The following is a 15,322-nucleotide window of genomic DNA, read 5'->3' as shown; positions in this document are numbered from 1 at the left end:
CGGCGCCGCCCTTCATGCCGAAGTTCGGGCCGAGCGAGGCTTCGCGGATGCACACGATCGCCTTCTTGCCGATGCGGTTCAGACCGTCGCCGAGGCCGACGGTGGTGGTCGTCTTGCCTTCGCCGGCAGGCGTCGGGTTGATGGCGGTGACCAGGATCAGCTTGCCGTCCTTGTTGCCCTTCACCGACTTGATGAATTCGGCCGAGACCTTCGCCTTGTCGTGGCCGTAGGGCAAAAGGTGCTCGTTGGGGATGCCGATCTTGGCGCCGATCTCCTGGATCGGTTTCTTCTTGGCTGCGCGCGCTATTTCAATATCGGTTTTGAATTCGGCCATGGGTCTTTGCCTCGAGATCGGGTTGCGGGGAATGAATGCTGTTTCTAGAACTGTGGCCTCGGCAGGTTGCTGGCGAGGTAGGCTGAGGTCAGCGTGTTGGCCATCAGAAGCGCGATCGTCATTGGCCCGACACCGCCGGGCACGGGCGTGATCGCGCCGGCACGATCCGCCGCCTCGGCGTAGGCAACGTCGCCGACCAGGCGGTTCTTGCCATTGCCCTTCTCCGGCGCGGCGACGCGGTTGATGCCCACGTCGATCACAGTGGTGCCTGGCTTCACCCACTCACCCCTGATCATTTCCGGCCGGCCCACCGCCGCCACGAGGATGTCGGCGCCACGACAAAGCTCGGGCAGATTCTTCGTCCGGCTATGAGCAACGGTAACGGTGGCGTTCGCGGCAAGCAGAAGGTTGGCCATCGGCTTGCCAACGATGTTGGAGCGGCCGACGACGACTGCATTGAGACCGGAAAGATCCTTGCCATGCACGCGCTCGATCAGCAGCATCGAGCCGGCCGGTGTGCAGGGTACGAAAGCCGTCTCGAGCTCACCGGTGCCAAGCTTGCCGACGTTGACAAAGTGGAAGCCGTCGACGTCCTTCTCCGGCGCAATCGCCTGGATGACCTTGCCCGCATCGATGTGATCCGGAAGCGGCAACTGCACCAGAATGCCATGGATCGTACGATCGCCATTCAAGATATCGATAAGATCGATCAGGTAGGCCTCGCTGGTGCCCGCGGGCAGCGTATGTTGCAACGAATTGAAGCCGCATTCCTTCGCCGTACGCGACTTCGCAGCCACATAGACCTGGCTTGCCGGATCCTCCCCGACGATGATGACCGCAAGACCAGGCGTTACATTCTTCGAAACAGCCAGGTCGTTGCTCGCGCTTGTGACCTTTGCGATCACATCGGCGGCAACAGCCTTGCCATCGATCACTTCAGCCATCGCCTCTCTCCGCTCTTGAGAATGAAATACGGCGTCGCTTTGCCGTCGAACGTCGAAAATCAAGTTGCAAAACCCTGCAATTATTTGGGCTGAAAGTCAACTATAAGGAAAGAAAAATTCATAGGAAGAAAAAAGAGATTTTCGCCTCGTCTGCCTCGATCAGTTGGCGGGCAGCTACGCCAGGCCTTTCACGGGTCAAAGAAAAGTCACCGCCTGGCCTTGCAGGCGGTGACTAAGCAACCGCGGTTCAATGCGGCTGGGAGGAGGGGACGTTTCCCGGTTCAAAGATGATCAGGCTATCGCCGATCACAGTACGAAGATCCGGTTGGCGATCAGCACCACGATAAGGCCAGCCGCCAGCGTCGCGTAAGGCAGAAGTCCGGCCTTCTTGGCTCTGAGATCGGTGGACTTCATGCCGAGATCGTCCAGCATGTGATCGGGGAACTTGCCGCCGTCCTGAATGTAGTGCCGGAAGCAGAATACCGGGAGGATCAGTGCCGCGGTTATCAGGCCGGCCCACAGCGCCATCGGATTCCAGACCTTGGCACCGGCACCCATGAAGATGGCGTTGACATAAGCGAAGATCGCCCCGATCCCCAGCAGCCAGGTCGGCGCCTTCCAGGGCCGCTCGATATGGCCGTTGTCGATCCGGTGGATCCAGCCGGCGTTGAGGTTGAGGAAGTTGAAGATGATGTAGCCGCAGTTCGACACCGCGAGGATGAAGAAGAAGCTGGTCGCGTCGGCCGAGGCGATGGCCAGCACGATAAGGTTGAAGCAAAGGTCGGTCCACATCGCCCGGGTAGGCGCGCCGTGCTCGTTGACGTGGCTCAGATAGCGCGGCAGCCAACCGTCGACGGAGCCCTGGTAGAGCGTGCGCGAGGAGCCGGCCATCGCTGTCATGATGCAGAGCACCAGCGCCAGGATCATCAGCATCACCAGCAGGCTGTGGATCAGGTTACCGCCGCCGACCATGCTGGCCAACGCATCGGCGACGCCCGAGCCATCCACGATTGGCGTTGCCAGCATGCCGTTGAGGCCAAGCACGCCCTGGAAGGTGAAGGGCACCAGGATGAACAGAAGCATGCAGAGCAGGCCGGAATAGAAGATCGCCTTGAAGGTGTCGGTGCCGGGGTTCTTGAACTCCGAGGTGTAGCAGACCGCGGTCTCGAAGCCGTAGGTCGACCAGGCGGCGATGAACATGCCGCCGAGCGCCAGCGTCCATCCGGCGATGTTCCATGAGCCTGGATCGGGCGCGTAGGCGGCGGCCAGCGGGACCAGAGGCGAGAAATTCGCCCAGTCGATCTGGCCGGTGAAGATCGGCACCACGCCGACGATCAGCATCGGGATGATGACGAGCAGGCCGATATATTTCTGCACACTGGCGGTGCCCAGGATGCCGCGATGCTGGATGGCGAAGATGATCAGCATCAGCAGCGCGCCGATGAAGAATGTCGCGTTCAATGAGAAACTGACAGGCCCAAGCGTGTGGGTGAAGAGAGACCAACTGCGGATAGCAGGCGTTGCGGCAGCCGTCACCGCCGCGATGGCGTCGGCCGCGCTCGTGCCGGCATGGGTCCCGATGTAGGCAACCACCTGCGGAGAGGTCTCGGTGAAGACCGGAATTGGCGCCAGCGCATTGAGGATGTAGGCGGCGGCGATGGAACAGCCGAGCGACAGCACCGGCGACCAGGCGAACCAGTTGCACCACACCGACAATGGCGCGATGAATTTCGAATAACGCAGCCAGGCGGTCGCGCCATAGACCGAGGCGCCGCCGGACTTGTTGGGAAACAGACCGGCGATTTCGGCGTATGTGAACGACTGCAGGAAACCCATGATCATGGACACGGTCCAAATCAGGAAGGCCAGCTTGCCAGTCGTTCCAGCAATGCCGCCGATCGAAAACAGAACGAGGGCGGGGACGCCGCTTGCCACCCAGAAGGCGCCTCGCCAGTCAATGCTCCTATGCAATTGCCCCGCGGCTCCCACCGCGTAAGTGTCAGATAAAGCGCTCATGGCTTTTTCCCATTGTTAGAGGTTGAGTGTTCCTGCGAATCCGGCTTTCCTTTGCCGGTTATTTTGTTTCCTATTAGGCTTGTTTTTTTTATTTCAGTAAAAGCCGTTGACCATCCACCATCGTCAGGCGCTTCCCACCCCCCATTCCCCTAGATCGTTGACCAGCGTCAGTGCGACTCGGCGGAATGCCAGGCGCATCTTGTCTGCCTGCGGGCCAGAAAGCCGCATTTCGGCGATGGCTCGATCCATCAGAGCCAGCCAGTCCTCGGCGTCGCCCGCCGAGATCGGCACATGCGCGTGCATGAGACGGACGTCCATGTGCCCGTGCTTTTCCAGATAGTGACGAGGCCCGCCGAGAAAGCCGCACAGAAAGTTGAACTGTTCCTCGCGGGCATGGTCGAGGCCGTGTCCGCGAAAATGCAGTCGCAGCAACGGCTCTCCGCGAGGATCGGTCTCGATCAGGTCGTAGAAGCAGTCGACCAGACCGCGCAAAACCGTTTCGCCGCCGATCTGCGCAAGAAGAGTTTCCTTGGCTGCTACTGGTTCCATATGCGTCAGGACTGCGGACGGGTTTTCTTGGGATCATAGTGCGATAGCGGGACGATCATGGCCGGCAGACGCTTCTGGTGGCCGTCGAGCTTGCCGATCTCGACATGCGCGCCGACATCGGCATGGGCCACGTCGATGCGCGCCAACGCAATGTTCTTGCCGAGGATCGGCGAACGCGTTGACGATGTGACCTCGCCGATCTGCGCGCGCCCAAGATGGATGCAGTCGCCATGGCCGACCGCGACGGTCCCTTCGATGTCAAGCCCGACCATCTTGCGCGATGGATGCTCCTTGCGCCGGATCAGCGCGTCGCGCCCGATGAAATCATCGGCCTTGGATTTGAGCGGCACGGTGAAGCCGATGCCCGCCTCGAACGGGTCGGTCTGATCAGAGAAGTCATAGCCGGCGAAGGTCAATCCGGCCTCGATCCGAACCATATCGAGGGCGGCCAGGCCCATGGGCGTCAATCCGTGTGCTGGCCCCTCGGCCCAGATAGCGTCGAAGACGTCGCCCGCGTGCCTGGGGTGGCACCAGACCTCGTAGCCCAGCTCGCCCGTGTAGCCGGTCCGCGACAGCACGACAGGTAGGCCCTGGTCATCACCGATGCGGCCAACGGCGAAACGGAACCAGCCGAGTTCGGCGACCGACGGCTGATGCGGCGGCGTCCAGATCACCTTCTTCAGCAGCTCACGGCTTTCCGGTCCTTGCACGGCAATGTTATGCAATTGGTCGGTGGAACTGCGGACCAGGACGTTGAGGCCGAGCTTTTCCGCCTGTTCGCGCAGCCATATGCCCGAATAGTCGTCGCCGCCGACCCATCGGAAATTGTCCTGGCCGAGACGGAACAACGTGCCGTCGTCAATCATACCGCCATGCTCGTAGCACATGGCGGTGTAAACGATCTGGCCGACCGCCAGCTTCTTCACGTCGCGCGTCATCGTGTACTGGAGCAGCGCTTCCGAATCCGGTCCCGTCACCTCGAACTTGCGCAGGGCGGAAAGGTCCATCAGCACCGACTTCTGCCGGCAAGCCCAGTACTCCTCGATCGGCCCGGCTTGTGCGTAGCTGTTTGCCAGCCAGTAGCCGCGATATTCCACGAAGTTGCGGGTCAGCTTGGACAGGCGGTCGTGAAACCCGGTTTCCTTGGTCATCTTCGGCTCCGAATCGGGAGTGGCGCGGATCGCCACGGCGCGTTGGAATTTCTCTGCCCCTGAATAGGTGCGCACATGGATGTCGGTCGGATTCCAGCCATTGGCCGCCGTCGTGTCGTCAGGGCAGGCCGAGTTGACGCAGACGAGGTCGGTCAGCGCCCGCAAGAGCACGTAGTCGCCCGGCCGCGACCACGGCTCGTCAGCATACATGACGCCATGCGCGTCGACCCCGGTGTTGAAGAAGAAGTTGGCCGCCATCCAGCCGCCGCGCGGACCGACGCCGTATGAGCCGAGCGCCTTGTTGAAGTTTTCCGTGCAGTTGATATGGCCGGGATAGCCGATATCGTCGTAATATTTCGCATAGCACGCCAGCGAGAAGGCGTCGTGGCGACCGCAAGTGTCCTGCACGACCTCGACCAGCGGCAGGAAGTCCTGATCATAGTACTTCGAATGCAGGCCAGGCAGCGGATAGGCATGCCCCATTGCGCTGCGCGTGGCGGTGACGTCGAGTGCATGCTCCTTTCCGTTGTCCAATTTGCGCGCCGAGAAGCACTGGAAATCGGTGCACTGGCGTCCGTCGACATCGATGATCTGAATATAGTCCCCGGCTTTGACGAAATAGGCCTCTGCCGTCGACGAGCGCACGCGAAGGTCGAGAACCGGATCGGCAAGCGGATCTGGCAAATCCCGGGAGGTCTCACGCAAGCGAACCGTCGCGCGCCGCACAAGGACGCTCAGCGGCGTCGCAGTCTTCTGATCGTCCGGCGCCATGTCGGTTCCCGGCGCGGCGATGACGAGCCAGCCGCCGCGGTGGACGGTCAGCTCGACTTTGGTCTTCGGTGGCGTTGTCGCTTCGAAGAAGCGAATCCCGCCCGCCGCGGCGAGGTCGATACCACGGATATCCAGCGCCTTGCGCAGCCGCTGGAGGCTGCGGTCCTGACTGGTCAGCAGCGCCTTCAAACCCGCAGCATCCGAGTTCGGACCATGGTCGACCATGCCGGCGTCGATGCGGCCCGACGCGTCGGCCACGACGATCTCGCAGATCTGGCCGCCCTCATCATTCGTTACGGTGATGCTGTCGCCTGCCGCAATGTCGATCAACATCGCTCCGGCGCCGCTGACGTTGTAGCGCTCGGTGCCGGCCGGCAAGGTCAATCCTGCGGGACGGATGATGCGGCTCGCCTGCGGCGGTCCACCGCGGACGGGAGGGTAGATCGTGTTCAGCATCGTTACCTCCTCGCTGAGGCTGGGGCTCAGCCGCTTCGTCGGCTACGCGGTCATCGACAACCTGTGTTGGGATACTTCGGTGCAGTTCAGTCCCAGCAGCGCCGGGTCCATCAGATCGGCGTGCCCGTCCGCACGGGCGGCCAGTCGTGTCTGATGCGGAGCGCACCCGTAGGCTTCGCGATAGACCTTGGAAAAGTGCGACGGCGAGATAAAACCGCAGGCCACCGCAACTTCCACGACCGGCAAGTTGGTGCTCACAAGAAGCAGCTGCGCCCGCTCCAGACGCAGTTCCATGTAGTATCGGTTCGGGGAGCGCCCCAACTCTCTGTCGAAAAGCCTTTCGATCTGCCGGCGCGAGATTCCGCTTAACGCGACAAGATGATCGACCGGCATAGGAGCATCCAAGCTTGCCTCCATCAGGCCAATGACCTTCATCACTGCCTTGTGGTTGAGCTTGACACGAGAATGGAGGGGCAGGCGCTGTCGCTCCCCCGCGGAACGCATTCGGTAGACGATGGCTTTTTCGCAGACGCGGTTGACGATGACCGAGCCATGGTCACGTTCCACCAGGTTCAGGAACATGTCGAAAGGCGCGTCCCCACCCGAGCAGGTATGCAGATCTCCGTCATGTTCGAAGGCTGTCTGGGTGGACTCTATCCCCGGAAACTGCTCGCAGAACAACGGAAGCTGCTCCCAGTGAACGGCGCACCGGCGCCCGTCCGCCAATCCAGCCCGCGCCACAACGAGGGTGCCGCTGCCGATGCAAACGAGGGGGATGCGGCGCATGCGGCATTCCCTTAGCCAGGCATCGAGCTGCTTGTTAGGGCGGGGGATGGCGCTGCCGCCGCAAATCACCGCGGCAGACGTCGAGTTCGATTTTTGGGTTCTTTCGCGTTCGTCTCTCAACGTGGAGTCGATGCCGACGGTCGTTCGGCAACTCGACATCACGGGTTGCCCGTCTTCGGATATGACTTGCCAGCTGTATATGTTTTTCCCGATTGCTTCGTTGGCCAGCCGCAGCACTTCTACCGCGCAAGAGAACGCCTGAAGCGAGAAGCCAGGCAAGAGGTAGAAACTGAACGACCTTTGCGCGGTCTGTGTAGTCAGCATCCTGGCTCCTCCTCGTTTTTGCCCTGCTCAGCGTGCTGCTGAACAGGACCCGTCTCGGTCATCTGCCCGGAACTGCTCCCAACGCGGCAAGGGAAGCGAACGGTCCGCAGGGCTTCTGGAAAAGTCGCTGGGCAACGCGAGCTCAGTTGCGCAGATAACTCTGCATTGTATCGTCCAGCGCGTCTTTCCACGGCGTGTGATGCTGCGGCGCCATGGTGCCGGTCATGACCGATTTGTAGCTGTTGTTGCGGAAGCCCATGATGTCCTTGATCTTGTGCTTCTTCCATTGGAAGAAAGCTTCGTCGGCACCGTCGACATCAAAGCTTGGATAGTCGGTCTCGGCGATCAGCTCCTTGATATAGCTGCCCTGGTAGCGGATCGCGTCATAGCTGTCCTCGCCGGCATCCTCGGCCGCCACGCGCTTCTCGACATCGGCGATCAGCTCGTTCTTGGACGCAGGCAGCTTGATCCTGCCGAGGATAACGTCGCGCGCCCACCAGGCCTGCGCATCGAACATGTTGAAGGTATACCACTGGTCCTGCATGCCGAGATAAAACAGCGCCGGATTGTGGACATAGACGACACCCTTGTAGAGGTCAGCCGTGGCCAGCCTGTTCGCGGTGCGCAGCCGCAAGTCGTCCGACATGAACGGGAAATGGTGCTTGTAGCCGGTACACAGGATGATCGCGTTGACGGTCGCCGTCGAACCATCCTTGAAGGTTGCGACGTTACCCTCGACCTTGGTCAGCAGAGGTACCTCTTTCCAGTTAGCCGGCCATTTGAAGCCCATCGCCTCCGTGCGGTGGCTGACCGTGACCGACTTGCAACCGTACTTCCAGCACTGGGAACCGATATCCTCGGCCGAGTAGCTGGTGCCGATGATCAGTATGTCCTGACCGACGAATTCTCGTGCGTCGCGGAAGTCGTGAGCATGGAGGATACGGCCATTGAACGTCTCGAAACCGGGGAATTCCGGCACGTTCGGAGTCGAGAAATGGCCCGACGCGACGATCACGTGGTCGAACTCTTCCGAGTAGGATCGGTCATGGGGAAGATCGTGCACGCGCACGGTGAACTTGCGGGTCTCGGCGCTCCAGGTCACATACCTGACAACGGTGGAAAAACGGATCCACGGGCGAACGCCGGCCTTGTTCACGCGCCCTTCGATGTAGTCGAACAACACGGCCCGGGGCGGATAGGAGGCAATCTGCTTGCCGAAGTGCTCCTCGAAGGAGTAGTCGGCGAACTCGAGACCTTCCTTCGGGCCGTTGGACCACAGATAGCGATACATCGAGCCATGCACCGGCTCGCCGAATTCGTCCAGGCCCGTGCGCCAGGTGTAGTTCCACAACCCTCCCCAATTCTTCTGCTTTTCGAAGCAGACGATTTCGGGAATCTCGGCGCCCATCTGCGCCGCGGACGCAAAGGCGCGCAACTGAGCCAAGCCGGACGGGCCGGCACCGATGACGGCAATCCGTTTCTTCATCATGATTCTCCCATTGGTCTGAACCGGTTTTTTCGAGATTGGTTCTTTTGGTTCAAACCAGTTATGATCGAAACGACAAGCTTGTCAACTAATATTCATGGAAGGAAAATGAATTTGCGCCGGAATTGGCCTCGGTCTATGAACGGTCGGTGAGGAGCGCGCCATGAACGCCGCCAGTCTAGTGCAACGACTTGCAGTGAACGCCCAGGTCAAACGGCTGGGCGTCGGCGCACAACGCGTGGTCAAAGTAGGCTTTCTCGGGCCGCTCAGCGGGCCTGTCAGCTCTTGGGGGCTGCCGGGATTGAACGGCTGCCGCATCTGGGTGGACTGGATCAATCGCACCGGCGGAATGCTCATCGGCGGGACGCGGCACAACGTCCAACTGCTGGCCGAGGACTGCGGCTATGAACCCGATCGGGCAGCGGTAGGGGCTCGGCGCCTCGTGCAGGATCACGGGGTAGGGCTGCTGATGATGCACGGAGGCGATACGTTCCGTCCGGTCCAGGACTATCTCATGTCGCGCAAGATCCTGACCTCGACGCTGCTGCCGAGCGATCTTTCGCCCGACACGCCGTATCTGATCGCGCCCAGCGAGATCCACCCCCTCTACAACGTCACGGCAGTCGAATGGCTTGCACGCAACCGCCCCGACCTGCGGCGCGTGGCGATGTGCAGCCAGACGGATGCGCTGGGTCTGCCTTCGCTGGCTACCTATCGCGCCGCCTTTGCGGCCGAGGGGATCGCGTCGGTGGGCGAGGTCCGCTACGCGCCGGAGGCCACGAACGCCGACGAAATTCTGCGCGCAATGCTGGTCGGCAATCCCGACATTTTGTGTTGGTGCACGAGCTATGAGCCAATGGTTCACGCGCTGACCGAGGCCGCTTTCCGGTCGGGATTTCGGGGGCAGATCATTTCTTGCACTGCCGACTATTATCGGCGGCTGGTCGACCGGACATCGGTGGATTTCATGGAGGGCTTTCTGTTCCAGTTCCCGGACTTCGACGATCCGGAGCTTCGCGACAAGGCCTTCTTCTTCAATCGTCCAGCCGCGTTCTTCGCGGAGTACAACCGGCGTTTCCCGGACAGCTGGAGCGCGGTTTCCTGGGAATACGTTGCCACGCTCGACCTTTGGCATGCGGCGGTCGAGAAAGCTGGAACGGCAGCGCCTGTCTCCGTTCTCGCAGCGATGAAGCATGGCGGGCTCGGCGAACATGCGTTCGGGATGGCGCAATGGGCGGGCTCGGAACTGTTCGGGAATGACAACGCCCTGATCGGCGACTGGCCGGTCGTGCGCATTACGGATGGCCAGGCGCGTATTGTAGCCTTTGGATCGGTCCCGGCTTGGCTGCAAAGGCACGGCGCGCGGTTGCGCGACGAAATGCGCGCGCTTGGGCTGATGTGGGATCAGCGCCATTCCAGTGCCTCTGGAGAGCTGCGCATCGCCGCCGGATCGGACTGACCGAGGCTCAGTCTTCCTGCAGAAGCAGCTTTTGTTCCTCGATCAATAGCAGCTTGGTGAATTCGACGGCACTCTCGATATCCCGGGCGATGATCGCGTTGAGCAGCGTGTTGTAGCGGCGCTGGTAGTCCTGTATCCGCCTAGGCGTCAGATGCCGCCGGTTGAGGGCGGCGCGGAAGCTCTGGCGGCGAGCCTGGAGCAACAGATCGTAGCATGAGGTCAGCAGCGGATTTCCCGCGCCGCGGGCTACCTGACGGTGGAATTCATCCTCGAGCCGGGCGAACTCGGCTGCTTCGGTTTGAACCCCTTCCATGGCGGACAAGGTCTCGCTCAGTCCTTCAATGGCGCGCGGCGACATGTTGATGATGGCGAGTCTCATCATGTCGGGTTCGATTATTCCGCGCATCACCAGGAGGTCGAGCGGGCTCGTCTCGGCGGCGACACCTCCGGTCGCGTCATCCGGGGCCGCCTGACCCTTCACGAAGCTGCCGCTCCCGGCACGCCGGCGTATGAAGCCATGTTTCTCGAGTATGTCCAGCGCTTCGCGAACCGTGTTGCGGGCGACGCCAAGTTCACTGGCCAATGTCCGCTCCGAGGGCAGTCGCTCGTCGGTGGTGTATCGCTGAGAGCTTATTCGCGCCAGCAGCGTATCCACCACGACACGAACCGTGGCGGTGATTGAATGATCCGCGATTAGTGCCAAGGCAGCCTCATGTTTCGATGACATCGGCGACGTTCCTTTCGACATCCGAAAGTTCGCATCCATTTGCGATGGTTCTGGTTGGCCGCGCAAGCCACGGCCGATGACCGCGCCCTTCTGGCGGTCGGCTGATTCTGATCGCCAATCTGGCGTTTCGCCGTCTGTTTCGCGCGAGTGTCTCGCTTTCCATTTCGGTTGGCCTTCGGCTCTTCCTGGCCGCGATGTTCGATTGGTCATTTTTGCTCTCAGGTAAAAAATTTTAACGGGAGTATTGATTTCAAGAACCAGTTCTCGCAAACTGGTTCAATAATTGGTATAAAAAAGGGGAATGCAATGACCAATTCCTGGAGATTTTCGACGCTCGCCGATCGCCATCGCGCGCTTGGTTCGAAGCTTGAAGACTGGAGCGGCATGGGCACCGCCTGGCAGTATGCGGGCGATCCGGAGCGCGAATATCTGGCGATCCGCACCAAGGCCGGCCTCATGGACGTTTCCGGCTTGAAGAAGGTGCACCTGAACGGCCCTGCGGCCAGCCACATCATCGACCGCGCCACGACCCGCAACGCCGAAAAGATCATGCCCGGCCGTTCGGTCTACGCGACAATGCTGAACGACGCCGGCAAGTTCATCGACGACTGCGTCATCTACCGCATGGGGCCGAACAGCTGGATGGTCGTGCACGGCTCCGGCGGCGCCCATGAGCAGCTCACGATGGCGGCTACCGGGCGTGACGTCGCCATCCGCTTCGACGACAATCTCCACGACCTGTCGCTGCAGGGCCCGCTTGCCGTCGACTACCTGCAGAAGCATGTGGAAGGCATCCGGAACCTGAACTACTTCAGCCATATGCACACCTCGCTCTTCGGTCTGCCGGTGACGATTTCGCGCACCGGCTATACGGGCGAGCGCGGCTATGAGATCTTCTGTCGTGGCCAGGACGCTCCCGCGATCTGGGATCGGATCCTGGAGGAGGGCGCGGGCATGGGCATTATCCCCTGCCGGTTCACGACGCTCGATCTGCTGCGGGCCGAAAGCTATCTGTTGTTCTTCCCATACGACAATTCGGAAAAATATCCGTTCGAGAACGAGGGTCCCGGCGACACGCTGTGGGAACTCGGGCTCGACTTCACCGTCTCTCCCGGCAAGGTGGGTTTCCGCGGCGCCGAGGAACATTATCGGCTGAAGGGCAAGGAGCGCTTCAAGATCTATGGCGTCAAGCTCGAAGGCACGACGCCGGCCGAGGAAGGCGCGCCGTTGCTGAAGGACGGCAAAAAGGTCGGCGTGGTGACGATCGGCATGTACTCCGGTCTCAACAAGCACAATATCGGCATTGCCCGCATGCCGGTTGATTGCGCGGTCGACGGAGTGAAGATGACCGTTCGCAATTCGACCGGCGAAATTTCCTGCGTCGCCCATTCGATGCCGTTCTTCGATGCGGAAAAGAAGCGTCGCACCGCCAAGGGATAAGTCGCGGTGAGACATCGCAAACAGGGTGCAAGTCCGAACCAAAACGGAGCCGAGGGTCAAAGTCAGTGTTAGAAGGCTCGATTCCAAGCCGCCCCGTCTATGGCGTGCTGGAGGTGCGGCCAGGGCGGCTGCATCTGATGGTCGCCGATGCCGAAGGTGCGGAGGCTATTCTCGATTTGGCCGCCGCCGCGCCCCCCGGTTTCTTCGGCGCGGCCCATATCATCTATGTCCCCAAGAAATCGGGGGACAAGTTCGTCCCAAGGCTGAAGGAACTTGCCCCTGCCCAACTCTATGTCGGGCCGAGCTACGAAGCCGCGCTTCCGCGGCTGAGGCGGGTGCTGGCCGGGGCGCATATGGGCCTGCAGGTCTATCTGGCGGGAACTGAAGGGCTGGTGGGACAGGCTATGTTCGAGGCCACGGAGGCCGGCATCCCGCATTCCGCCATCCAGACGGAACATCGCGGCTCGACCGCGCGACGCGTGCAGTGCGTGCATTGCAAGGGCATCACGGAAGACGTGACGCATGATCCTTTCCAATGCGCCCATTGCGGGCTGCATCTGTTCGTGCGCGATCACTATTCGCGCCGCATAGCTGCCTTCCAAGGCGTGCGCGTCGACGCGGAAGATCCCGGCAATATTCCCGAATCGGTGGAGCGGTTCAGATGAGTGCAGGAGCCGCGAAAATACCCGTGAGGGTGGCTGAGGTGACGCCGGTCAACGAGCTCGTCACCCGGTTCAGGTTCGTGCGCCGTGACGGCGGCCTGATGCCTACTTTCTCGGGCGGCGCGCATACGGTCGTGGAGATGAACGACCAGGATCGCGTGCGCCGCAATCCCTACTCGATCATGAGCGATCCGACCGACCGGGAGGGCTATTCGATCTCGATCCGTCGCGACGACAATGGCAGAGGCGGTTCGTTGTTCATGCACCGGCAGGTGAGGCCGGGGATGGAAATGGTCATCTCCAATCCGGTCAATCTCTTCGCACTGGATTTGCGGGCGCGAAAGCACCTGTTGCTTGCCGGAGGCATCGGCATCACGCCGTTCCTGGCGCAGATCAGGCAACTAAGCGCCATGAACGGCAACTTCGAACTGCACTACTCCGTGCGGACAGCGTCCCTTGGCTCCTACGCCGACGAGCTTGTGGCCAACTATCGTCCGCGGGTTCATCTTTACCACGACGACCGACGCGAGCTGATCGACCTGCCGGCATTGCTCGACGGGCAGCCGCTCGGCACTCATGTCTATGTCTGCGGCCCCAAGGGCATGATCGACTGGGTGCGCAAGACTGCGGCGGCGCTCGGATGGCCGCGCGAGGCGGTCCATCATGAGGAGTTCCTTGCGCCGGCCTCAGGCAAGCCCTTCGAGGTCATGCTGGCGCGCTCGGACAAGATGATCCGGGTCGGCGAGCATCAAAGCCTGCTCGAAGCGATCGAAGCGGCCGGCGTCGAGGCGCCATATCTGTGCCGCGGGGGAGCCTGCGGTCAGTGCGAGACCGATGTCCTCCAGTATGAGGGAACGTTCCTGCACAAGGACCATTGGCTGACGCCCACGCAATGTGCCAGCGGCGCCAAGATCATGCCATGCGTTTCCCGCTTCGAAGGCAAGACGCTGGTATTGGACCGATAGGGAGGAGGCTGTGATGACTATTGTCTTCAAGGAAGAAACGTTTCACGACGACTTCACCTTCCGCAACTCGCCGGAGGCGGTCAAGCGCTTCCCTTTCCCTTTCCCCGAGGACAGCTACATGTACTCGGTGAACCTGGAGCCGCATAAATCATACCGTCCAGGCAGCGTCTACGAGCGGACTTTCGACGTCGATGAGCACTACGTCTCGGAGATGCGCGACCGTGCCCGCGTCCTTGCCGAAGACCCGTTGCGCTGCCAGTCGCTGCCGCACATGACCTTGGCCGGCTGGGATCTGCTCGAGCTGATCATGACCTCGAAGGCGGGAGAGTATCCAGAGCTTTTCGAGCTGCGCCGCGACGGCGCCAAATGGCACTGGATCAACCGCCCGCTGGGCATCGAGCAGAAGTTCACTTTCCTTGATGAGACCACATTGCCCTGTGGTCCGATGGAGTACATCACGCGGCAGACCCAGGGCGACTTTGCGGTGCTCGACCAACGCGACGACAACCTGTGGATGGACGCTGGCATGGTGACGACACAGGCCGACTGGAGCCTTGATTTCGACATCGGCATGAACTTCTTCGAATGGCACGCCCCGGTGCCGAAGGCGCACGAGATGGGGATATTCCAGCGCGCTTTGAAGTTCCTCCTGAACGTGCAGCAGGGCTCGCCGGCGCGCCGTCTGAACTGGACGATGACGGTCAATCCGCTGCTCGATACAAGCCCCGAAAACTATCACAAATGGGGCGTGATGAAGAAAGACCTGACGCTGGAGAACATGGGGCAAATGATGCATTTGCGCGTCGAGCTTCAGACCTTCTTCCGTCTCCCTCGCTCGAATGCCCTGGTGTTTCCGATCCGCTGCTATCTCATCAAGCTCGACGAACTGGTGGCGGTGCCGAAATGGGCCAGGCGCTTTCATCGCGTTATCCGCGATCTGCCGACCGAGCTTGCGACCTACAAGGGCTTTGTCACCAATCGCCCCAAGATCGTGGAATGGCTGTCCCGATATGACGACGGCGCTCCGACGTCGCCGGGCATTTGGCCGGACTGAGCGAGCCGTGTCCACTGGCGGCGCCAGGGGCATGAGAGTGATTGCCCGGTCGCGAAGCAGGCACGCCGTCGCGTGACGACCGCAGGCACCCAGGCTTCTGGTTGTCCTCATGGATGCTTAGAACAATTCCAGGAAAAGTGTGTAACGGTTTTCCGTCCGGAATTGCGCAAAAACAAATACTTAGAGCGGTTCGGCGAT

The 15,322-nt window shown here is 61.1% G+C and carries 13 protein-coding genes; 5 read left to right on the top strand and 8 right to left on the bottom strand.

The annotated features are described in order from the left end of the window. From EN874_RS27695 to EN874_RS27665, 7 genes are all read right to left on the bottom strand, one after another. Positions 1–334, bottom strand: a 334-nt coding sequence (locus EN874_RS27695; RefSeq protein WP_135882234.1) for a formate--tetrahydrofolate ligase, incomplete at its 3' end; no start/stop codon positions are given. A gap of 44 nt (positions 335–378) precedes the next feature. Further along, complete coding sequence (locus EN874_RS27690) at positions 379–1,278, bottom strand: bifunctional methylenetetrahydrofolate dehydrogenase/methenyltetrahydrofolate cyclohydrolase (protein ID WP_127428371.1); 900 nt, start codon at positions 1,276–1,278, stop codon at positions 379–381. Between the two features lie 306 nt (positions 1,279–1,584). Then, on the bottom strand, positions 1,585–3,294 hold the full coding sequence (locus EN874_RS27685) for an APC family permease (protein WP_126085528.1): 1,710 nt from the start codon (positions 3,292–3,294) through the stop codon (positions 1,585–1,587). Between the two features lie 123 nt (positions 3,295–3,417). After that, positions 3,418–3,843, bottom strand: coding sequence for a group II truncated hemoglobin (locus EN874_RS27680; protein ID WP_127428372.1), 426 nt, complete (start codon positions 3,841–3,843; stop codon positions 3,418–3,420). Between the two features lie 5 nt (positions 3,844–3,848). Further along, complete coding sequence (locus EN874_RS27675; RefSeq protein WP_127428373.1) at positions 3,849–6,221, bottom strand: aminomethyltransferase family protein; 2,373 nt, start codon at positions 6,219–6,221, stop codon at positions 3,849–3,851. Positions 6,222–6,263: 42 nt separating this feature from the next. After that, entirely contained in the window at positions 6,264–7,331 is a 1,068-nt protein-coding gene (locus EN874_RS27670; protein WP_127428374.1) for a GlxA family transcriptional regulator, read from the bottom strand. A gap of 142 nt (positions 7,332–7,473) precedes the next feature. Next, positions 7,474–8,817, bottom strand: coding sequence for an NAD(P)/FAD-dependent oxidoreductase (locus EN874_RS27665; RefSeq protein WP_189394141.1), 1,344 nt, complete (start codon positions 8,815–8,817; stop codon positions 7,474–7,476). Between the two features lie 163 nt (positions 8,818–8,980). Between EN874_RS27665 and EN874_RS27660 the strand changes: the two genes are divergently transcribed. Next, on the top strand, positions 8,981–10,276 hold the full coding sequence (locus EN874_RS27660) for an ABC transporter substrate-binding protein (protein WP_127428376.1): 1,296 nt from the start codon (positions 8,981–8,983) through the stop codon (positions 10,274–10,276). 7 nt (positions 10,277–10,283) lie between these two features. Here EN874_RS27660 and EN874_RS27655 read toward each other — a convergent pair whose 3' ends face one another. Further along, positions 10,284–11,273: an FCD domain-containing protein gene (locus EN874_RS27655; RefSeq protein ID WP_210236009.1), complete on the bottom strand. Its 990-nt coding sequence runs from the start codon at positions 11,271–11,273 to the stop codon at positions 10,284–10,286. Between the two features lie 36 nt (positions 11,274–11,309). Between EN874_RS27655 and EN874_RS27650 the strand changes: the two genes are divergently transcribed. The 4 genes from EN874_RS27650 to EN874_RS27635 all read left to right on the top strand — a co-directional run bounded on the left by EN874_RS27650 (position 11,310) and on the right by EN874_RS27635 (position 15,124). Beyond that, positions 11,310–12,443: an aminomethyltransferase family protein gene (locus tag EN874_RS27650; RefSeq protein ID WP_127428377.1), complete on the top strand. Its 1,134-nt coding sequence runs from the start codon at positions 11,310–11,312 to the stop codon at positions 12,441–12,443. A 65-nt stretch (positions 12,444–12,508) separates the two neighbouring features. After that, positions 12,509–13,108, top strand: coding sequence for a dimethylamine monooxygenase subunit DmmA family protein (locus EN874_RS27645; protein WP_127428378.1), 600 nt, complete (start codon positions 12,509–12,511; stop codon positions 13,106–13,108). Continuing rightward, a complete protein-coding gene (locus tag EN874_RS27640) occupies positions 13,105–14,070 on the top strand; it encodes a PDR/VanB family oxidoreductase (protein ID WP_127428379.1) in 966 nt (321 codons plus the stop codon). Before EN874_RS27645 ends, EN874_RS27640 begins: the two co-directional genes overlap by 4 nt. 13 nt (positions 14,071–14,083) lie before the next feature. Further along, complete coding sequence (locus tag EN874_RS27635) at positions 14,084–15,124, top strand: DUF3445 domain-containing protein (RefSeq protein ID WP_127428380.1); 1,041 nt, start codon at positions 14,084–14,086, stop codon at positions 15,122–15,124. Positions 15,125–15,322 lie beyond the last annotated feature (198 nt).

This window comes from Mesorhizobium sp. M1D.F.Ca.ET.231.01.1.1, assembly GCF_003999155.2.
Lineage (GTDB): Bacteria > Pseudomonadota > Alphaproteobacteria > Rhizobiales > Rhizobiaceae > Mesorhizobium.
Note: the sequence above shows the minus strand (reverse complement) of the source record. Positions and strands in the feature narration are given on the sequence as shown.

Coding starts and splice junctions, on each gene's coding strand:
- EN874_RS27690 (WP_127428371.1), bottom strand. CDS start 1,278: ATGGCTGAAGTGATCGATGGCAAGGCTGTTGCCGCCGATGTGATCGCA.
- EN874_RS27685 (WP_126085528.1), bottom strand. CDS start 3,294: ATGAGCGCTTTATCTGACACTTACGCGGTGGGAGCCGCGGGGCAATTG.
- EN874_RS27680 (WP_127428372.1), bottom strand. CDS start 3,843: ATGGAACCAGTAGCAGCCAAGGAAACTCTTCTTGCGCAGATCGGCGGC.
- EN874_RS27675 (WP_127428373.1), bottom strand. CDS start 6,221: ATGCTGAACACGATCTACCCTCCCGTCCGCGGTGGACCGCCGCAGGCG.
- EN874_RS27670 (WP_127428374.1), bottom strand. CDS start 7,331: ATGCTGACTACACAGACCGCGCAAAGGTCGTTCAGTTTCTACCTCTTG.
- EN874_RS27665 (WP_189394141.1), bottom strand. CDS start 8,817: ATGAAGAAACGGATTGCCGTCATCGGTGCCGGCCCGTCCGGCTTGGCT.
- EN874_RS27660 (WP_127428376.1), top strand. CDS start 8,981: ATGAACGCCGCCAGTCTAGTGCAACGACTTGCAGTGAACGCCCAGGTC.
- EN874_RS27650 (WP_127428377.1), top strand. CDS start 11,310: ATGACCAATTCCTGGAGATTTTCGACGCTCGCCGATCGCCATCGCGCG.
- EN874_RS27640 (WP_127428379.1), top strand. CDS start 13,105: ATGAGTGCAGGAGCCGCGAAAATACCCGTGAGGGTGGCTGAGGTGACG.
- EN874_RS27635 (WP_127428380.1), top strand. CDS start 14,084: ATGACTATTGTCTTCAAGGAAGAAACGTTTCACGACGACTTCACCTTC.